Source organism: Actinoplanes rectilineatus, assembly GCF_000962825.1.
GTDB classification, from domain to species: Bacteria; Actinomycetota; Actinomycetes; order Mycobacteriales; family Micromonosporaceae; genus Actinoplanes; species Actinoplanes rectilineatus.
The window spans coordinates 1-19884 of the sequence record NZ_JZKF01000128.1; the positions used below are offsets into that span (position 1 = coordinate 1).

Annotated in this window: 18 protein-coding genes; 5 read left to right on the top strand and 13 right to left on the bottom strand. The window is 69.9% G+C overall.

Translation table 11 applies throughout. The annotated features are described in order from the left end of the window. The first annotated feature begins 287 nt into the window (after window positions 1-287). Window positions 288-1067 carry a LamG-like jellyroll fold domain-containing protein gene (locus WH85_RS43460; protein WP_157411591.1) on the top strand — a complete coding sequence of 260 codons (780 nt, stop codon included), beginning with the start codon at window positions 288-290 and terminating at the stop codon, window positions 1065-1067. Between the two features lie 128 nt (window positions 1068-1195). On the opposite strand, the gene WH85_RS43465 is transcribed toward WH85_RS43460, so the two are convergent. The 6 genes from WH85_RS43465 to paaN are packed head-to-tail and all read right to left on the bottom strand — an operon-like array spanning window position 1196 to window position 6609. Beyond that, window positions 1196-2320, bottom strand: a complete 1125-nt coding sequence (locus tag WH85_RS43465; protein ID WP_045748055.1) for a 2Fe-2S iron-sulfur cluster-binding protein — start codon at window positions 2318-2320, stop codon at window positions 1196-1198. Between the two features lies 1 nt (window position 2321). Then, window positions 2322-2822: a 1,2-phenylacetyl-CoA epoxidase subunit PaaD gene (gene paaD / locus WH85_RS43470; RefSeq protein ID WP_281179153.1), complete on the bottom strand. Its 501-nt coding sequence runs from the start codon at window positions 2820-2822 to the stop codon at window positions 2322-2324. Next, window positions 2819-3730: a 1,2-phenylacetyl-CoA epoxidase subunit PaaC gene (gene paaC / locus WH85_RS43475; RefSeq protein ID WP_045748056.1), complete on the bottom strand. Its 912-nt coding sequence runs from the start codon at window positions 3728-3730 to the stop codon at window positions 2819-2821. The genes paaD and paaC overlap by 4 nt, the downstream gene beginning before the upstream one ends. 1 nt (window position 3731) lies before the next feature. Next, complete coding sequence (paaB, locus tag WH85_RS43480; protein WP_045748057.1) at window positions 3732-4016, bottom strand: 1,2-phenylacetyl-CoA epoxidase subunit PaaB; 285 nt, start codon at window positions 4014-4016, stop codon at window positions 3732-3734. Then, a complete protein-coding gene (gene paaA / locus WH85_RS43485) occupies window positions 4013-4933 on the bottom strand; it encodes a 1,2-phenylacetyl-CoA epoxidase subunit PaaA (protein ID WP_045748058.1) in 921 nt (306 codons plus the stop codon). The genes paaB and paaA overlap by 4 nt, the downstream gene beginning before the upstream one ends. Further along, a complete protein-coding gene (paaN, locus tag WH85_RS43490; protein WP_045748059.1) occupies window positions 4930-6609 on the bottom strand; it encodes a phenylacetic acid degradation protein PaaN in 1680 nt (559 codons plus the stop codon). Before paaN ends, paaA begins: the two co-directional genes overlap by 4 nt. Before the next feature lie 166 nt (window positions 6610-6775). Here paaN and WH85_RS43495 point away from each other — a divergent pair, with 166 nt between their 5' ends. Continuing rightward, the gene (locus WH85_RS43495; protein ID WP_045748060.1) at window positions 6776-7372 is read left to right on the top strand and encodes a TetR/AcrR family transcriptional regulator; all 597 of its coding nucleotides are present in this window, start codon (window positions 6776-6778) and stop codon (window positions 7370-7372) included. A gap of 227 nt (window positions 7373-7599) precedes the next feature. Further along, the gene (locus WH85_RS47925; RefSeq protein WP_052721224.1) at window positions 7600-9513 is read left to right on the top strand and encodes a LysM peptidoglycan-binding domain-containing protein; all 1914 of its coding nucleotides are present in this window, start codon (window positions 7600-7602) and stop codon (window positions 9511-9513) included. 49 nt (window positions 9514-9562) lie between these two features. Here the strand turns inward: WH85_RS47925 and WH85_RS43510 are convergent, their stop codons facing one another. From WH85_RS43510 to WH85_RS43540, 7 genes are read right to left on the bottom strand one after another with little or no spacing between them, the layout of a single operon-like run. After that, window positions 9563-10330, bottom strand: a complete 768-nt coding sequence (locus WH85_RS43510; RefSeq protein WP_245674350.1) for an ATP-binding cassette domain-containing protein — start codon at window positions 10328-10330, stop codon at window positions 9563-9565. Then, entirely contained in the window at window positions 10327-11319 is a 993-nt protein-coding gene (locus tag WH85_RS43515; protein WP_045748062.1) for an ABC transporter permease, read from the bottom strand. The genes WH85_RS43510 and WH85_RS43515 overlap by 4 nt, the downstream gene beginning before the upstream one ends. Next, a complete protein-coding gene (locus tag WH85_RS43520) occupies window positions 11316-12293 on the bottom strand; it encodes a substrate-binding domain-containing protein (protein ID WP_045748063.1) in 978 nt (325 codons plus the stop codon). The genes WH85_RS43515 and WH85_RS43520 overlap by 4 nt, the downstream gene beginning before the upstream one ends. Window positions 12294-12322: 29 nt before the next feature. Next, window positions 12323-13126: a 5-deoxy-glucuronate isomerase gene (gene iolB / locus WH85_RS43525; protein ID WP_245674351.1), complete on the bottom strand. Its 804-nt coding sequence runs from the start codon at window positions 13124-13126 to the stop codon at window positions 12323-12325. Between the two features lie 50 nt (window positions 13127-13176). Then, window positions 13177-13779 carry a GNAT family N-acetyltransferase gene (locus WH85_RS43530; protein ID WP_045748064.1) on the bottom strand — a complete coding sequence of 201 codons (603 nt, stop codon included), beginning with the start codon at window positions 13777-13779 and terminating at the stop codon, window positions 13177-13179. Further along, window positions 13776-15296 (bottom strand): APC family permease, encoded by a 1521-nt coding sequence (locus tag WH85_RS43535; RefSeq protein ID WP_045748065.1) that lies wholly within the window; start codon window positions 15294-15296, stop codon window positions 13776-13778. The genes WH85_RS43530 and WH85_RS43535 overlap by 4 nt, the downstream gene beginning before the upstream one ends. A 41-nt stretch (window positions 15297-15337) precedes the next feature. Next, window positions 15338-15991, bottom strand: a complete 654-nt coding sequence (locus WH85_RS43540) for a GOLPH3/VPS74 family protein (protein ID WP_045748066.1) — start codon at window positions 15989-15991, stop codon at window positions 15338-15340. 413 nt (window positions 15992-16404) lie between these two features. Between WH85_RS43540 and WH85_RS43545 the strand changes: the two genes are divergently transcribed. Both WH85_RS43545 and WH85_RS43550 read left to right on the top strand, forming a co-directional pair. Then, on the top strand, window positions 16405-17166 hold the full coding sequence (locus tag WH85_RS43545; protein WP_045748067.1) for a dioxygenase family protein: 762 nt from the start codon (window positions 16405-16407) through the stop codon (window positions 17164-17166). A 105-nt stretch (window positions 17167-17271) separates the two neighbouring features. Next, the gene (locus WH85_RS43550) at window positions 17272-18276 is read left to right on the top strand and encodes a TerC family protein (RefSeq protein WP_045748068.1); all 1005 of its coding nucleotides are present in this window, start codon (window positions 17272-17274) and stop codon (window positions 18274-18276) included. Window positions 18277-19884: the final 1608 nt, after the last annotated feature.

The following is a 19884-nucleotide window of genomic DNA, read 5'->3' on the forward strand; positions in this document are numbered from 1 at the left end:
TCCCTCCCTCCCTCCCTCCCTCCCGGCGGCCCGGCTCCCGTTCCGCACCGGGCCGCCGGTTCCGTTCCGTACGGTTCCGCGGGCGCTACAGTCGAGTCGTCATGGCGCCCACCGTTCGCCCCCATAGCCACACGACCAGAGACCACGTAGCTCGTAGCTCGTAGCTCGTAGCTCGTAGCTATCGAAAGCGGTCATAGATCTCCGGCACAGGCTGGAGATTCCGGTTTTTTCATCTTTTTAGGCTTTTTCGGCCGAATCCGAGCGGGCGCAGATCCGTTTGTTCTGACGTGTCTGCTCCCCGAACCGCACTCCTCGGGGTGCTCGCCGCCCTCGGTATCGCCGCCCTGGCCACCGCCACCGTCGTGCGCCCGGACACCGCCCGCCGCACCGTCTGGGTGGTGCCGTCGAGCCCGGCGCCCGCCACGCCCCCGCCGGTGACCATGGCCCGGTACGCCTTCGACGGTATCCCGCCTCTGGCCTGGACCGACCTGACCGGCAACGCCCAGCACCTCCAGCCGGTGGCCGGCAACCGCGCCAAGCCGGCTTTCGTGGCCCGCGACGGCGGCCACGCCGTCCGCTTCCCCGACCCGTGCACCACCGAACCGTGCCCGCGCCTGGTCCTGCGGGCCCCGGCGAAGGACAAGCTGAATCCGGGACGGCAGAACCTGCGGTTCGGCGCGATGGTCCGGCTCCCCCCGCGGAACACCAGCAACGGCCAGAACATCCTGCAGAAAGGCTATTCCGCCGAAGGAAGCCAGTACAAGCTGCAGGTCGACGGCCGGGCCGGCCACCCGAGCTGCGTCCTGGTCGGTGACGCGGACCGCCGGGTACGCATCGCGGTCGCCGACCTGGGCGTGGCCGACGGCGGCTGGCACCGTCTGGAATGCCGCCGCGACGCCGGCACCCTGACCGTCCTGATCGACGGCAACCCGCGCGGCAGCGTGGCCGTGCCCGCCGCCCTCAGCATCACCAACGACGACCCGCTCAGCATCGGCGGCAAGAGCGCCCACGGCGACAACGACCAGTTCCACGGCGACCTGGACGACGTCTGGATCGCCATGGGCTGACCACCGGCGGACCCCGATGCCGGTGGGCGTCTCAGACTGGCGAGATCCAATAATCACTCATCGCTGCCGGCAGGCGGGGATCCACGCACCACTCATGATGCCGAGCCCGAAGCCCGACAGTATGAGGGTCACTGGTCGAAGTCGACGACCACCTTTGCGGAGGTGGGCACGGACTGGCAGGTCAGCACGAAGCCGGCCGCGAGCTCCGCCTCCTCCAGCGCGAAGTTGCGCCGCATCGTCACCTCGCCGTCGACCAGTTTGGCGCGGCACGTCCCGCACACGCCGCCCTTGCACGCGAACGGCAGGTCCGGCCGGGCACGCTGCGCGCCGTCGAGGACGGTCGTCCCGGGTTCGACCGGTACGCTCGTCGACCGGCCGTCCAGCAGCACGGTCACCTCGCACCCACCGGTGATCACCCGATCCTCGGGGCGGACCGGTTCGGGTGGTGCCTCGTCCACCCAGAACAGTTCCCGGTGCACCCGTTCCGCGTCGACCCCGGCCGCGGCCAGCACCGTCGCGGCGTCGGTCACCATCGCGTACGGTCCGCACAGCCACCAGTGGTCGACGGCCGAAACGTCGACCATCAGCGGCAGGAGCACGCCCAGCCGCTCGGCATCGAGCCGCCCGCTGAACAGTTCGCTCTCCCGCGGCTCCCGTGACAGCACGTGCACGATCTCCAGCCGGTCCGGATGACGGTCCTTGAGGTCGGCCAGTTCTTCACCGAACATCACGGTGTCCGCCCGCCGATTCCCGTAGAACAGGGAAACCTGCACCGCGGGCTGATCAGTAACGGCCACCCCCGGCGAAAACGACTCCGGCGAAGCCGCCCCGGAAGACGTGGAGGTCGCCACGGATGCCGACTCCAGCAACGAGGCCGCGATGGACAGCACCGGCGTGATCCCCGACCCCGCCGCGATCAGCACATGCCGCCCGCCCCCCGCCACATCCGGGGTGAACGTCCCCGCCGGCGGCGCCACCTCCACCACGTCCCCCACCCGGAGTTCGCGCACGAGCCACCCGGAGATCCGCCCGCCCGGCACCTCCCGTACCCCGATCCGCGGCGCCGACCCCGCCGCCGCGCAGATCGAATATGTCCGGCGTTCCTCGCCGCGCCGCACGGTCAGCGACTGTCCCGGCCGGAACGTGAAGGTCTCCCGCAGCTCGCCGGGCACCGCGAAGGTCACCGCCACCGCGTCGGCGCACAGCCGGTCGATCGCCGCCACCGTCAGCGGATGGAATCCCCGGGCCGCCACCTCAGATCTCCTTCATGTGTTCGAAGGGCTCCCGGCAGTCCGGGCATCGCCGCAGCTCCCGGCAGGCGGTCGCCCCGAACCGGGTGATCAGTTCGCTCTCCGCCGCCCCGCACCGGGGACACGCGACAGCCGGCGGTCGCACCCTCAGGGTCAACGGCACCGGACCGCTTGCCCGCCGGGGCGCAGGCCCGGGCGGGACGATGCCCGCCGCGGCGAGTTTCCGTTTCCCGGAGGCGCTGATCCAGTCGGTGGTCCAGGCGGGCGCCAGCCGGGTACGCACCACCGCCCCCGTGAATCCGCTCTGCTCGAGGGCCGCCCGGATGTCCGCCCGGATCACCTCCATGGCCGGGCACCCCGAGTAGGTGGGCGTGACGGTCACGACGACCCGCTCCCGTTCCGTAGTGACCTCGCGCACCACGCCCAGTTCGACGAGCGTCACCATCGGCAGCTCCGGGTCCACCACCCCCGCCACCACCCGGTCCGCGGAGACCGCACCGTTCACCACACACCTCCCGGCACCGACCGGGCGAACCCCTGCATCTCCTCAAGAATCGCCACCAGGTCGGCCCGCTCACCCCCGTCTCGCCCGGTCCCACCCGGATCACCGTCACCCGGATCACCGTCACCCGGGTCACCGTCGCCCGGGTCAAGACCGTCCGGATCAAGCGTCGCCGCCGCCAGAACCTGCCGGAACACCGCGCGACACTCCGCCAGCACCTCGCCCGGATCGACCGCGACCCCACCCGCGCCCAACCGGGACTCCACCTCGCCGGCCACGAACAACTCCCCGAGGAACGGCCGCAACGTCGACACCGCCGCCGCCATCCGCTCCCGTGACACAGCGGTCCCGTCACCGAGCCGCACCACCCACTGCGCCGCGTAGTCCCGGTGGTAGGTGACCTCTTTGACGCCTTTCGCCGCGACCGCCGCGAGCACCGGGTCCCGCAAGGCGGTCAGCCGGTCGAGCAGCGCCAGCCGCCACGTGGCGAACACCAGGAGCCGCCCGACCAACTGCGCGAAGTCCGCGTCGGCCCGCTCCACCAGGCGTACGTGGTGGAACTCGCCCGCCGACCGTCCGAACGCCAGGGTGTCCTCGCTGCCGGCGCCCGCCACCGCCGCCGCCCGGGAGAGCAGCAGCCGAGCCTGCCCGAGCAGGTCCAGGGCGATGTTCGCCAGCGCGAGTTCGTCCTCGAGTTCCGGCGCCCGGGTCACCCACTGCTGCAGCCGGTGCGACAGGATCAGCGCGTCGTCGCCGAGCATCAGGGCGTATGTCGCCAGGTCGGCGCGGGAGACCCCGTCCGGCACGTCCGCGGGCACCCCGGCGAGCGGGTCGGTGAACCCCGTCCCGTAGGCCCAGCGGCTGTCGTCGTCGTGGTCGGTGAGCGCGTCGTACGCGTCGTCGAATCCCATGTCAGATGTGCGGAACGGAGTCGGCGATGACGTAGTGGGTCGGATGCCGGTAGGCCTTGTCGCCGCTGGGCTCGAAGAACGCCGGTTTCTCGTCCGGATCGGTGGCGGCGATCTGGTCGGAGCGGGCCACCCAGATGCTGACGCCCTCGTTGCGCCGGGTGTAGAGGTCCCGTGCGTGGTGCAACGCCATCTCGTGGTCGGCGGCCCGCAGCGACCCCACGTGCACGTGGTTGAGCCCCCGCTTGGCCCGCACGAACACCTCGAACAACGGCCACTCGTGTTTCATGCGGTCCCCCCTGACGATGACCGGGCCGCGTGCGCCGCCGCGGCCTCCCGCACCCAGGCCCCGTCGGCATCGGCCTGCCGCCGCCGTGCGAGACGCTGGTGGTTGAGCGGCCCGTCCCCGGAGATCACCCGCTTGAGCTCGTCCCAGTCAGGCGCGCCGAAGTCGTGCTGTCCCCGGGCCTCGTTCCACCGCAGCTCCGGGTCGGGCAGTGTCACACCGAGCGCGGACGCCTGCGGCACCGTCATGTCGACGAACCGCTGCCGCAACTCGTCGTTGGTGTGCCGCTTGATCTTCCAGGCCATCGACTGGGCGGTGTTCGGTGAGGCGCCGTCCGGCGGGCCGAACATCATCAGCGAGGGCCACCACCACCGGGCGACCGCGTCCTGCACCATCGCCCGCTGCTGCGCGGTGCCGCCCATCATCGTGGTCAGCAACTCGTAGCCCTGGCGCTGGTGGAACGACTCCTCCTTGCAGATCCGGATCATGGCCCGGGCATACGGCCCGTAGGAGCTGCGGCAGAGCGGCACCTGGTTGCAGATCGCGGCCCCGTCGACCAGCCAGCCGATCACGCCCACGTCGGCGAAGGTCAGCGTCGGATAGTTGAAGATCGACGAGTATTTCTGCCGGCCCTCGATGAGCCGCCGGGTCAGGTCGCCGCGGTCCGCGCCGAGGGTCTCGGCCGCCGAATACAGGTACAGCCCGTGGCCGGCCTCGTCCTGCACCTTGGCGAGCAGGATCGCCTTGCGCCGCAGGCTGGGCGCCCGGGTGATCCACTCGCCCTCCGGCTGCATGCCGATGATCTCGGAGTGGGCGTGCTGGGCGATCTGCCGGATCATCGTCGCGCGGTAGGCGTCCGGTATCGTGTCCCGCGGTTCGATCCGCTGGTCCCGGGCCAGGGCCTGCTCGAAGACAGTCATGCCGGATCCCCGTGCCGGCGTGACTGCAACGTGAAGAACCGGCCGGTCACGAACGCCTCGTCGGTCAGCGCCGCCGTGGCCGCCGGGTTGGCCCCGGTGCCGTGCAGGTCGCTGAAGGCCGCGGTCTGGTTGACGAAGACGCCGCCCGTCAGGTTCTCCGAGAGGTGCACCCCGGCGTCCAGTGCTGCCTCGCGGGCCGCCTCGATCACCTGGGGGGACGTCGTGTGCACGAGGGCGGTCAGCGCGCCGTGCGTGCGGACCGTCTCGGTGAAGATCTGCAGGCTGTGCTCGGTGGAGCCGGTGGTGACCAGGAAGGACACCGGCCCGAACCACTCCCGGGTGTAGACCTTCTCGTCGGCCGCGTCGAGCCGCGCCACCAGCGGGGTGCGGATCGTCGCGCCGGGGAACTGCTGGTCGTCGACGGCCGCCGACGGGTGCAGCGCCGGATGGGTCGCGGACGCCTCGCCGAGCCGGGACAGCACCCCGTCGTTGACGATCGCCCCGAGCGTGCCCGCCGCCCGCGCCGGATCACCGAGCAGCTTGTCGAGCGCCGCGGCCAGGTCGGCGCCGAACTCGTCGGGGGTGCGCCGACCGGCGTCGGTGGTGATGCCGTCCCGGGGGATCAGCAGGTTTTGCGGGGTGGTGCACATCTGGCCGCTGTAGAGCGACAACGAGAACGCCAGGTTGCGCAGCAGACCGCGGTAGTCCGCGGTGGAATCGAGGATCACCGTGTTGAGCCCGGCCTTCTCGGTGTAGACGACGGCCTGCCGCGCGTTGGCCTCCAGCCAGTCGCCGAACTCACTGGACCCGGTGAAGTCCACGATCCGCACGTCGGGGTGGGTGGCCAGGGCCGCCGCGATGCCGTCGCCGGGCTCCTCGGCCGCCAGCGTCACCACGTCCGGGTTCTGCCCCGCCTCGGCCAGCACCTCCCGGCAGATCTTGACGGTCAGGGCCAGCGGCAGCACCGCGCCGGGGTGCGGTTTCACGATCACCGGATTGCCGGTGACCAGGCTCGCGAAGAGGCCGGGATAACTGTTCCAGGTGGGGAAGGTGGTGCAGCCGATCACCACGGCGACGCCGCGGCCCACCATGGTCGCCGTCTTGGTCAGGCTGAGGGGGTCGGCGCCGCGTTGCGGCTTGGCCCAGGCCGACACCGCGGGGGTACGCCGTGCCGCCGCGAGCGCCACCGCCACGGCCTCGAGGCCTCTGTCCTGGGCATGGGTCCCGCCGGCCTGGAACGCCATCACGAACGCCTGCCCGGTGGTGTGCTGCACGGCATGGGCCATCGTGAACGTCGCGGCGTTGATCCGGCGCAGGATCTCGGCGGCCACCCCGGCGCGGCCCTCGGGTCCGGCGGCTCGCCAGCCGGGGACGGCCGCACGGGCCGCCGCGATCAGGGCGAGCGGATCGGCCCGTGGATAGCTGACGCCGAGCTCGAGCCCCCACGGGGAGCGCTCGGTGGTGACGCTGCCGGAGGCGCCGGGAACCTCGATCGGGAAGGGTTTGCCGAGCAGCGCGGTGAACGCGCGCTCGCCGGCCGGCGCGGCCTGTTCGCCGTAGACCGACTTGCTCGGCGACTCCGGGAAGGCCGACCAGAAGTCCCGCTCCGCCGCCGCCTGAACAGCGCGGTCCAGCAGCTCACGGTGGGTGCGGTAGAGCTCTGCGGGGTTCGTCATCTTCGCTCCGATGCGACGGCGACAGGCAGGGACAACACGAGCCGGAACAACACGAGCCGGAACAGCACGAACAGGGAGCACACAAGCAGGGAGCACACGAAGAAACAGCTCCCCTCTTATTTACCAACCGCACGGTCAGTATTTCAAGTCCCGGTAGATTCAGCCTGTGGAAACTCCGACAACACGGCGACGTGGCCGGCCCGGCCACGACCTCGACGCCGTGCTGGCCGCCGCGGTCCGCCTCTTCAACACCCACGGGTACGACGCCACCAGCATGTTCGACATCGCCGAGTCGCTGGGCATCACCAAGTCGGCCCTCTACCACCATGTCAGCGGCAAGGAGCAGCTGCTGACGATGGCGGTGGACCGGGCACTGGGCGGCCTGGAGGAGGCCGCCGCCGAGGTACGCGCCACCGCCGCCCCCGCCGCCGCCCGGCTGGAGGACCTGATCCGCCGCAGTGTGCTGGTCCTCGCCGGGCGACTGGAGTTCGTCACCCTGCTGCTGAGGGTGCACGGCAACACCGAGGCGGAGCTGCACGCCCTGGCCCGGCGCCGCGAGTTCGACCGGAGCGTCACCGACCTGGTCCGCGAGGCCCAGTCCGAGGGCGGCGTCCGGGCCGACGTCGATCCGGCGGTCGCCGCCCGACTGCTGTTCGGCATGGTCAACTCGCTGGTCGAGTGGTATCGCCCGGATCGCGGCGCCCCGGAGACCATCGCCGCCATGGTCACCACCCTGGCCTTCGACGGCCTGCGCACCCGTTGACAAAGCAGCACCCCATTGACGAAAAGCAGCACCACATCGACGAAAGCAGCACCCGGCGACGAGAAGCAGCACCCATCGGCAGAAACGGCACCCCGGTGTGTCGGGCACCCGTCTCCATCTCTTGACCCGGCTGCCTAGCGTGACCCGCAGAGCACCGTTCGTGGGCCCCCCGGCCGTCGCGACGCCGTCTCGCCGGCCCTGCCGTCTCCGCAGGGAAGGGTTCCACCATGCCGCGTCTCCCACACGGGCGCCCCATCACCGAGGACCAGATCAACGCCGCCCGCGACGACCTCGCCGATCTCAGCACCCGGGCACCGTTGCTGTTCGCGCTCTCCGGCCCACCGCCGACAGGAAGGTTCGACCTGCTGTTCCCAGGACTGCAGGACGACGAGGCCAACCTCGTCGAGCAGACCGCTCAGACCCCGGCCCGGCTCACCGCGCTGGGCACCGCGATGGCCGACCCGGACACCGGGCCGGACAGCCCGATTCCGGCGGCGTACACCTATTTCGGGCAGTTCGTCGACCACGACATCACGCTGGAGATCCAGCAGCCGGGTTCGGGCACCATGAGGGAGCTGCTCGACCCGGCGATGTCGCCGCTGCCGCAGGCGCTGGTCCGCAAGGCGCTGCGCAACCGCCGGACCGCCACCCTGGACCTGGACAGCGTGTACGGCGAGCCCGCCCCGCGTGACCCGGCGAACCGCAACAAGCTGCTGGTCGGCCCGGTCGCCGACGCCGGGGCCGACACCGGGGTCACCAAGCCGGTCCCGGACAAGGGCCGGGACAACGATCTGCCCCGGGAGGGGCGCAGCGCGGACATCGAACACGACCGGGCGGCCCTGATCGGCGATCCGCGCAACGACGAGAACCTGATCATCGCGCAGTTGCACGTCGCCTTCCTCAAGGCGCACAACCGGCTCGTCGACACCGGTCTCTCCTTCGAGGGGGCCCGGCGGGTGCTGCGCCAGCACTACCAGCACATCGTGGTGCACGACTTCCTCCGGCTCGTCTGTGAGCCGGGGATCGTCGACGACATCGTGAAGAAGGGCAACCGCTGGTACGACCCGTTCTCCCCGTCGTTCTTCATGCCGCTGGAGTTCTCGGTCGGCGCCTACCGGTTCGGGCACTCGATGGTCCGGGGCAGCTACGACTTCAACCTGAACTTCCCGCGCGCGTCGCTGCAGCTGCTGTTCACCTTCACCGCGCTGGGCGGGCAGCTGGGCGGGTCCGACACTCTTCCGGACAACTGGATCATCCAGTGGGAACGGATCATCGGTGACCGGGCCCAGAAGACTCGCAAGATCGACACCAGCCTCGCCCGGGTCGGCAACCAGGCCCTGTTCGCCCTCCAGACCGTGGACGGCCAGACGGAGACGCCGGATCTGGCGGCTCGTCTGGCCGTACGCAATCTGTTGCGGGGTTATCGCCTGCGCCTGCCCACCGGCCAGGCCCTGGCGCACCACCTGGGTCTCGCGGTTCTGAGCAAGGACGACGTGCTGGCGGCGTCCGGCGGCGGTGACCAGGCCGCGGCCCTGACCGCCGGCGGTTTCGAGACCCGCACCCCGCTCTGGTACTACGTGCTCGCCGAGGCGAAGCACTTCCACGACGGCGCGCGTCTCGGGCCGGTGGGCAGCACGCTGGTCGCGGAGGTGCTGGTCGGGCTGGTGCGGCGCAGCGAGGACTCGATCCTGAAGGTGCCGTCCTGGCAGCCGACCCTGCCGTCGGCGAAGGCGGGCACGTTCGAGCTGGCCGACCTGCTGCGGCTGGCCGGGGTGCTGCCGGGGGCGACGCAGCCGCCGCGGACGTACACCGTCAAGGCGGGTGACAGCCTGTTCCGGATCGCCGAGCGGGAGCTGGGCGACGGCAACCGCTGGACGGAGATCTTCCTGTTGAACCGGTCGGCGATCCGCGACCCGAACCGGATCTTCCCGGGTCAGGTGTTCGTGCTGCCGCCGGCCCGGCCGTCCGGACCGGTTCCGCGCCTGCACACCGTCAAGCGCGGCGACACGCTGAGCGGGATCGCGCGTGCCGAGCTGGGCGATCCGAACCGCTGGCCGGAGATCTTCGCACTGAACCGGGACGTCCTGTCCAACCCGGACCGGATCATTCCCGGTCAGATCCTGGCTGTTCCGGCACGCTGACGAAAGGTCTCGGGCCCGCCTTGGAGAAGGCGGGCCCGAGACGTCGGTCCTACGAGGGGCGGGACAGCTCCTCGGAGAGACTCTGCAGCTCGTCGCCGCCGGACATCTGGAGGGTCAACTCCTCCAGGGTGACCTCGGCACGCCGCGCGTCGAGCACCGCCGCACCCAGCTTGAGCACCACGAAGTGGTCTCCGACCAGGTAGGCGTGGTGCGGGTTGTGGGTGATGAACACGACGCCCAGGCCCCGGTCACGGGCCGCCGCGATCTGCTTGAGCACCGCGCCGGACTGCTTCACGCCGAGCGCCGCGGTCGGCTCGTCGAGAATCAGTACCCGGGCGCCGAAGTGCACCGCCCGGGCGATCGCCACGCCCTGACGCTGACCGCCGGAGAGGGTGCCGATCGGGCGGTCGATGTCGTCGATCTCGATGCCCATGTCGCGCAGCGCGGCGTCGGTGATCCGCCGCATCTCCTTGATCCGCAGGCCGGCGAACGGAAACCGCCCGCCGGTCAGCTCGGAGCCGAGGAAGAAGTTGCGCCACACCTCCATCAGCGGCGCCACCGCGAGGTCCTGGTAGACGGTGGCGATGCCGAGGTCGAGCGCCTCACGCGGGGAGCCGAAGACGCGCGCGGTGCCGTCGACGGTCAGCGTGCCCTCGCTGTGCGGATGCAACCCCGACATGATCTTGATCAGGGTGGACTTGCCCGCACCGTTGTCGCCGAGAACGCAGGTCACCGACCCGGCGTCGACCGTCAGCGAGACGTCCCGCAGGGCGCTGATCGGGCCGTAACTCTTGCCCACGCCGGCCAGTTCGATCACCGGGACCCCCATTTCCGGGCGTAGAGGTTGACCGACACGGCGAGCAGCAGCATCACGCCGAGGAAGGCCTTGAACCAGTTCGGGTCCCACCCGGCGTAGACGATGCCCAGGTTGGTCATGCCGAAGATGAAGGCGCCGAACGCCACCCCGATGGCGTTGCCGAACCCACCGGTGAGCAGGGTCCCGCCGACCACCGCGGCGATGATGTAGATGAATTCGTTGCCCACACCGTTGCCGGCCTGCAGGGTGTTGAACCGGTAGAGGGTGTGCATCCCGACGAACCAGCCCAGAAAAGACACCGACATGAAAAGCATGATCTTGGTACGCACGACCGGCACACCCACCGCGCGGGCGCTCTCCGGTGCTCCGCCCACCGCGTAGATCCAGTTCCCGGGGCGGGTCCGGTGCAGGATCCACGCGGCGACCGCCACGAACAGCACCCAGAAGAGCACCGTCGTCCACACGGTCACGCCACCGATGCCGAAGTTTCCGGCGAAGACCGCCTGCAACGAGCGGAAACCGTCGATGTCGGCGATGTTCGCGCTGGCCACCGAACCGGTGACCAGTTTCGTGACACCCAGGTTGACGCCCTGGAGCACGAAGAACGTGCCCAGCGTGATCAGGAAGCTCGGGATGCCGGTCCGCATCACCAGCCACCCGTTGAGGAAGCCGATAGCCAGGCAGACCAGCAGGGAGAGCAGCGCACCCACCCACAGGTTCACCCCGAACCACCAGCAGAACAACGAGTTGACCAGACCGGCCGTGGTCACGACGACCCCGGCCGACAGGTCGAACTCGCCGCCGATCATGAGCAGCCCGACGCCGACCGCCACGATCCCGATCGTCGACGCCTGGTAGAGCACGGTGAACAGCGCGCCGGTGGACCGGAACGCGGGCGCCACCGCCAGGAAGAACGCGAAGATCGCCAGAGCGGCGACCAGCGCGCCGACCTCGGGACGGGCGAGCAGCCGGACCGGACTCCTGGTCACCGGGTGTTCTTCTCGGTGAACGGCAGGATCTTGTCGATGTTGCTCGCGTCGACGTACGACGGGCCGGTCAGCGTCGGACCGCCGCCGCCGATGTCGTTGCCGTTCTTCAGGTACAGGTAGAGCGACGACACCGCCAGGTAGCCCTGCGCGTACGGCTGCTGGTCCACCGCGAACTCGATGGTGCCCGCCTTGACCGCCTTGGCCGTCTCCGCGTTCAGGTCGAAGGTGGCCACCTTCGCGGTGCTGGCCGCCTGCTCCTTGGCCTGCACGGTGTCCAGCGCGATCGGGGCGCCCAGCGTCACCACGTAGTCGATCGTCTTGTCCTGCGCCAGCTTGGCCTGCAGCGCGCTGACCACGGCCGCGTCGTCGGCCCCGTTGACCTGCAGGTTCTCCGTGCCCGGCACCTTCGCCCGGACACCGGCACAGCGGGCCTCGAGGGAGACCGAACCCTGCTGGTGGATCACGCACAGCGGGTGCTTCGCCCCGGCCGCCGCGATCCGCTCGCCGATGCTCTCGCCGGCGACGGTGTCGTCCGAGCCGAAGTACATCAGCGCGCCGAGGTCCTTGTACTGGTCGATGCCGGCGTTGAGGCCGACGACCGGGATGCCCGCCGCGCCGGCCGCCTTGACCGAGCCGGCCAGCGCGTCCGGGGTGACCAGGGTGGTGGCGATGCCCTGCACCTTGGAGTCGACCGCCTGCTGGATCAGCACCGCCTGCTTGCCGGCGTCCGGGTCGTTCGAGTATTTCAGCGTGACGCCCTCGTCCTTGGCGGCCTGCTCGGCCCCGGCCCGGACCTTGTCCCAGAAGGTGTCGCCGGGCGTCTCGTGCGTGATGAACGCGATGGTGTATCCGGAACTGCCCGGGGCGTTGCCGCCCGAGGCGCCGTCCTCCTCGGTGGCCTCGCGCCCGCCGCTGCTGCAGGCGGCGAGCAGCAGAACCGTCGCCGCGCCGACGGCGAGGAATCCTCTTCTCATATGTACTCCCGATGTCAAGCCGGTGTTGATCAGTTTAAATCCTTGATCGGATCGACCCGGCGCTTCTCCGTCACCGAGGTCAGCGGGAGCCGAGAGCCGCCCCGCCGATCCGGAGGGATCACGCCGTACGCCGGATCGTCACGGTACAGACACCGCCGCTCACCGGCACCGGCCAGCACGTTGAGGTGATACAGGTCGTACCCCGGGGAGGCCATCGCCGGACCGTGCGGGCCCTCCCGCACGAGTGCCACGTCCCCGGTCCGCACCACCGAACAGGTCTCCCCGGTCCGGTGATACCCACAACCGGCTCCGGCCACCTCGAAGTAGTAGATCTCCTCCTGGTCGTGCTCGTGCGGCGGGTACGACGACCAGTGGCCGCCCGGGACCAGCACCTCACAGGCGATCAAGGAGTCGGCCTCGAAGCTCTCCGGCGTACACAACCGGTTGATCTGGCGGCCGGCCGGGCCGGCGCCGCGGATCTCGACCGGCACCTCCTCGGCCGGTCCGTAGCGGAACGGCAGCACCCGGCCGGCGCGGGCCGACGGCAACGCGAACCGTCCGCCGACCGGCGCGCGCAGAATGACCGTGGTGTCCCGCGGCAGATAGGCGAAATCGGTCACCCGGGAGAACACCGATCGTCGCCCGGTGAGCGTCAGGCGCTCGTCGTCACAGGCCACGTCGCAGCCGCCGGCCAGCGGCAGCACCAGCATCTCGTCCGGCCCGGTGCCGAACCGGACCCGGCCGCCGACCGGCAGGCGCACCACCCGCAGACCGGCGTGCCCCCACCCGGCACTCTCCGGCGACACCACGACCTCATAGGGACGCTCCGCCACCCCGTCAGGTGTAACGACGGGACGGCGGAGCGTCAAGAGCGCGGCGTGCCTCAGGCTGCCCTGCGCCACATCCGGTAGAACGGCGTGCCGTCCGGCAGGTAGATCTCGAACGGGTCCATCTCGGCATAACCGTGCCGCTTGTAGAGCCGCACGTTGTTCGGGTTGGTCGCCTCCAGGTACGCGTCCACGCCCCGCTCGTCCAGGTCGCGGTGCACGTTGTCCATCAGCCGGCCGCCCAGCCCATGGCCCTGCTCACCGGGCCGGACCGCGAGGAACGCCAGGTGCCAGTGCTGCTCGGTGGGGTGGTTCTTCTCGAAGAGCTCGCCGAGCGCGCCGAACCGGTCGACGTGCTCGCCGGCCAGCGCGGTGAGCCGGTCGGAGTACCCGTCCGGTTCGGGCAGCTCGCCGACCCGGTCGAACCACACCGCGGCGGCCGCGTACCCGCCGTCCTCGTGGTCGATGACCTCGACCCGCCCGTACGCGAAAGCCGTCTCACTCTCCAGCGCGAAGAACTCGCCCATCACCCGCTTGCGGTCGGTCGGCACCGGGACGAGGTACGCGTCCGCCGCCAGGTCGTCGAAGGAGTGCGAGATGTGCGCGCCGACCGCCGGGATCTCGTCCCGGCGGGCCCGCCGGATCACCGGTTCGCTCATCGCCGGCCGTCCGGCTCGTTCAGGGCGGCCGCGAAGCCACCGCCGCCGGTGGTGGCGCTGCGGGCGCCGAGGCCGATGCCCTCGTACACGTTCGGGCGGGCCCCGCGCAGGTAGAACGCCCAGAGGACGCCGGCGACGAAGAGCAGCCCGAACGAGCCGGGCACCGCCAGCGCCGGGGTGCTGCCGGGCTCGACGCCGAGCAGCAGGGCGATGTTGGACAGCGCCAGGTACGACATGACCAGCAGCAGGATCGCGCCGATCACCGGGGCGACGACCCGGTGCAGGACGTCCTCACCCTGGGGGTTGCGGGCGAAGTAACCGATCACGGCGAACGCGGTGATCGTGACGAGCAGCAGCACGCCGAGGCCGCCGCCGGTGCCGCCCCAGAAGAAGAGCTGGACCAGCGGGTCCCAGCCCATCACCGCGTAGAGCACGATGACGATCAGGCCGAGGGCCGACTGGGCGAGCGAGCCGTTCTTGGGGGCGCCGGTGCCGGGCACGGTCTTGCCGAAGGTGCGCGGGAGCACGCCCTCCCGGCCCAGCGAGAACATGTACCGCGAGATGATGTTGTGGAACGAGATCATCGCGGCGATCAGCGAGGTGAGGAAGAGCGCGTGGCCCAGGTGCAGGGCGGCGCTGCCCAACTGCCCGGAGGCCAGGTTGAAGAAGAGCTCCGGGCCCTCCTCGCCGGCCCGCGCCACGACCTGGTCGGCGCCGGCCGCGGAGATCATCGCCCAGGAGGCGAACGCGTACAGGACGGCGATCAGGGCGATGGCGATGTAGGTGGCCCGGGAGACGGTACGCCGCGGGTCGCGGGACTCCTCGCTGAACACCACCGACTGCTCGAAGCCGACGAAGCCGGTGATCGCCATGACCAGCAGCGCGCCGGAGCCGGCGCCGACCAGGGTGCCGGGGTCGAGCGGGGCGGCCGAGGCGGTGAAGCCGTCCGCGCCGATCTCGGCGACCGCGAACACCACGGTCAGCGCGATCTCGGCGACCAGCAGGGTGGCCAGGACCTTGCCGTTGACGGCGACGTCGCGGACCCCGAGGATCGCGACCAGCGCCCAGGTGACCAGGGCGAGCGCCCACCACTGCACGTCCAGGCCGAACCAGTCCAGGAACAGCGGCTGGGCGATGGCGCCGAAACCGCCGTACGAGGCGACCTGGAACATGTTGTACGCCAGCAGCGCCACCCACGACGCGCCGACACCGAGCGGGCGGCCCAGCCCGCGCGACACGTACGCGTAGAAGGCGCCCGCATTGGAGATGTGCCGGGCCATCGCCACGTAGCCGACCGCGAAGATCGCGAGAACGAGGGCGACGGCGATGAACGCGATGGCGATGCCGGTCAGCCCGGTGACCGCGAGGCCGGTGGGGACGACCCCGGCGACCACGGTCAGCGGGGCGGCCGCCGACATGACGAAGAAGACGACGGAGGCGACACCGAGACGGTCCCGGGCCAGCGCGTCGGTGAGCTGGCTCCCCGGGGCCGGGGATTGGGTTGCGGTCGTGGACACGCGTTCTCCAGTTGTGAATGTTTCTCTAGGGGTGGGGTGGGTCAGGCGCGCCGTGCCATGACGGCGTCGCCCACGGCCGCCTCCGCCTGCGCGACGAGCTGTTGCAGCATCGCCGGGAAGAGGCGGCGGAACTGGTCGAAGAGCCGGGCCCGGTCCCGGGCGTTGAGGGTGGCCAGCACGTGCTGGTCGAGACCGGTGGCGAGGATCAGCCCGGCGAGGAGCAGGTCGGCCACGTCGAGGGACTCGTCGCGGGAGGCCTTGGTGCGGATGCGGGTGGCCGGCCAGCCGGCCGTCATCGAGTCGGCCGGCACGAAGGAGACCTTGGTCCCGCCGAGCAGACCGCGTTTCTCCACCCGCTGGATCAGGCCGACCCGGGCGAGACGGCGCTCGACGAGGTCGGTGGCGATGCCGGTGGAGAGGTAGGCGAGCCAGTTGCGGACCCCGTGCTGACCAGCCTCGCGGCGCAGCTGCTCGAGCACCGCGCTGGTGGCGGCGTCGCCGGTCGGGCGCTCGTCGATGACCACCAGGTCGGTGTCGACCAGATCGACGCGGCGCCAGAGCATCAGCTCACCGAGCAGGGCGGCGCCGAGTCCGAGACCGAGCGTGGCCGGGGACAGCAGAGCCTTGCCCTTGGGGGTGTCGTGAGCGGTGAGGTAGAGATCGTCCGCGGGTGGTAGCTGCGGCGGCGACGCCACGGCAGGTTCTCCTCTCGACGCCTTGGGAAATGCCCGCGAAGTTCACCGACAGTAATGATGGTGACGTGCCACGAAGCAATTACGAAGCGCTCCCCCGGGCGCAACCCGCAGTAGCCTGCCAGCTCCGCGCGCCGCGCGCAACACGCTCCCCAGTCAAATGTGGACTCCATTGTGAACCAATTCGATCACGCCCCCCATCAGGGAGTTTGAGCGTTGATCAATAAAGATTGAGCACTTCGGGTGTCGGCAAAGAGACTTAACAATCTCCACGTATCGATATTGACCGACATTTGACCCGACTATGGGCGCGCTCCCATGATCGAATACTCAGAGTAACTAGTTGACGGATCAAGCATTTTGGGCGTACGGTGGTGACGGATTTAGTTGAAGTTTCAACGGAGGCCCTCGTGCGGATGCCCGCTCTCTTCCTCAGCCACGGCGCCCCGCCCCTGGTGGACGACCCCACCTGGACGGCGCAACTGCGCGACCTCGCGGCCGCACTCCCCCGGCCGACGGCCATCCTGATGGCCTCCGCACACTGGGAGTCGGCGCCACTGATGCTCGGCGCCACCGAGACAGTCCCGCTGGTCTACGACTTCGGCGGCTTCGCCCAGCGCTACTACCAGGTGCAATACCGCGCGCCGGGAGCACCCGAACTGGCCGGCCAGGTGGCCGCGCTGATGCCCGACGGCGAGACCGTCACCCGCACCGACCGGGGCCTCGACCACGGCGCATACGTGCCGCTCACCGTGATGTACCCGGAGGCCGACATCCCGGTGCTGCAGATGTCCCTGCCCACCGACGAGCCGGACAGACTGCTCGAACTGGGCCGCCGGCTGGCCCCGCTGCGCGACGAGGGCGTGCTGATCATCGGCTCCGGCTTCACCACCCACGGCCTGCCGTTCCTGCGCGACTGGCGCCCGGACGCCGCCGCACCCGGCTGGTCCCGCGAATTCGACGCCTGGGCCGCCGAGACACTGGCCCGCGGCGCCGTCGACGAACTGGCCGACTTCCGCGACCGCGCCCCCGGCATGCCCTACGCCCACCCGACCGTCGAGCACTTCTCGCCGATGTTCCTCACGCTCGGTGCCTCCGGCAACCCCGAGCAGGCCCCCGAACAGCCGATCGACGGCTTCTGGATGGGCCTGGCGAAAAGATCGTTCCTGGCCTCGTAAAGGCACGCCAAGCAGATACAGCTGAGGGTTTCCTGATAGGAAAGAATCGAGAAACCCGCCCGATTCCTCAGCATGCTTGCAGGATCTTCAGGGAATCTTGAAAGCATGCTAGAGGTCTCCGCGCTCGGGTGGATCGTGACCATCGGGGTCATCGTCGCCCTGCTCGCCCTCGATTTGACTCTCGGGGTGCTCCGTCCGCATGTCGTCGGCTTCAAGGAAGCCGCCGCATGGTCAATCTTCTACATCACCGTCGCGCTGCTCTTCGGCGTCGTCTTCGCGAGCATCGCCGGCTGGGACTACGGCACCGAATACTTCGCCGGATACATCGTCGAGAAGAGCCTGTCCGTCGACAACCTCTTCGTCTTCGTGATCATCATGACCACCTTCGCGGTGCCCGAGAGGTACCAGCAGGAGGTGCTCACCTTCGGCATCATCATCGCCCTGGTGCTGCGGGTCATCTTCATCGTGCTCGGCGCCGCCCTGCTCAACGCGTTCAGCTTCATGTTCCTGATCTTCGGGCTGATCCTGCTCTACACCGCGGTGCAACTCTTCCGCCACCGCGACGAGGACCCCGACGTCCAGGAGAACGGCCTGGTCAAGACCGCCCGCCGCTTCCTCCCGGTCCACGAGGAGTACATCGACGGCAAAATGATCACGCGCGTCGACGGCAAACGCGTCGTCACGCCCCTGTTCCTGGTCCTGCTCGCCATCGGCGGCACCGACCTGCTGTTCGCCCTCGACTCGATCCCGGCGGTCTTCGGCGTCACCGAGGAGGCGTACATCGTCTTCGTCGCCAACGCCTTCGCCCTCCTCGGCCTACGAGCCCTGTTCTTCCTGGTGAAGGGCCTGCTCGACCGCCTCGTCTACCTCTCCACCGGCCTGTCGATCATCCTGGCCTTCATCGGCGTCAAGCTGATACTGCACTGGGGCCACAAGGACATCAGCGACGCCGTCCCCGAGGTGAGCACCCCGGTCTCGCTCAGCGTCATCATCGGCATCCTGATCGTCACCACGGTGGCGAGCCTGCTCAAAACCCGAAACGACCCGACCGCGAAGGCCCACCCCGGCAGCCTGAAGGCCAACCCGAACTCCGAGCCGGCCGACCGCTGACGACCTGACTCCCCCACCGTCGTTCCTCAACCCCACCGTCGTTACTTCCCCATCGTCGTACCTCACCCCACCGTCGTTCCTCACCCCAGGAGGTCCGGGCACCCTGCCCGGGCCTCCTTCTCCTTCGGGGGTACGAGCCACACCCACCACAACCGCACCACCCGGTCCCCGAGCTACCCACGGCTGCCCACCTCCCACCCCCAGGTCAGGCAGTCCCGCACCCGATCACGAAGCCGGGGATGCTCACCACCCCGGTCAAGGCGGTCCCCGCACCCGACTACGAAACCGCTCACCACCCTGGACAGGGCGGCCCCCGCACCCGATCACCGCACCGGTCAAGGCGGCCCCGCACCCGACCACGGAACCACTCACCACCCCGGACAGGGCGCTCCCCGCACCCGATCACCGCACCGGTCAAGGCGGCCCCGCACCCGACCGCGAAACCGCTCACCACCCTGGACAAGTCCGCAACGGCACCCGATCATCACACCGGACAAACGCAGTACAAGGCGGTCCCCGCACCCGACCACGGAGCCGGTCACCACCCCGGACAAGGCGGCAACGGCACCCGATCACGCAAACAGGTAACCCGACAGCCCCCAAAGACGGTCACCGCCCCCAAAGCGGCATCGGGTGCACTCACCACCTCGTCAGAACCGTGAGCGTCCCCGGTCTCGTGATCGGGTGCATTCACCAACCCGACCCGGCAGTAAGCGCACCCGATCACGGAACCGGGGACGCTCACCACATCACGAAGAACGGCCGTGACACCCGATCACCCGACCGGGGGCTCCCACCACCGGCGAGAACGCCCACAGCACCCGATCACGAAAACGGGTGCACTCACCGCCCGTAAAGACGGTAACCGCACCCGAAGCGGCATCGGGTGCGGTTACCAGCCAAACGGGACGACGAACGCACCCGATCACGGATTCGGGTACGCCCACCAACCCGAAAATGACGGCTCCGACACCCGATCACGGGACCGGGGACGCCCACCGCGGAAAAGGACGGCTGCGGACCCCAAAACGGCATGGGGCGCTCTCACCACCTCCCCGAGACGTCGAGCGCACCCGGTCTCGTGATCGGGTGCATTCACTGCCCCAAACGGGATGGCCAGCGCACCCGATCACGAGACCGGGTGCGCCTACCGCCGACACGGGCGGCTGCCACACCCGAACACCAGAACGGGCGCGCCCACCACCAGCAAAGACGGTCAGGACACCCGATCACCAGAACGGGGGTGCTCACCGCTGGTCGGGCGGGAGGGGTGGGACGCGAAACCGCCCCTGGTGTGTGAGTCACCAGGGGCGGTTTCGGGTCGGCCACGAGGGGCTGCCCGGGGACGGACCGGGTGCTGCTTCCTCGGTGGACCCTCCGGGTCGGCGTTCGGCCCGGGGCTTGGGGATGTGATGCGGGAACGAGTGATGCGGGGACGGCACTGGCGGGGATGGAGCCGCGAACCACGGCGGGCGACACCAAGCCACGAACTGCGAGACCGGAGCCACGAACTGCGAGACCAGAACCGCAAACTGCGAGACCAGAACCGCAAACTGCGAGACCAGAACCGCAAACTGCGAGACCAGAAACTGCGACTTTGGGGTGATG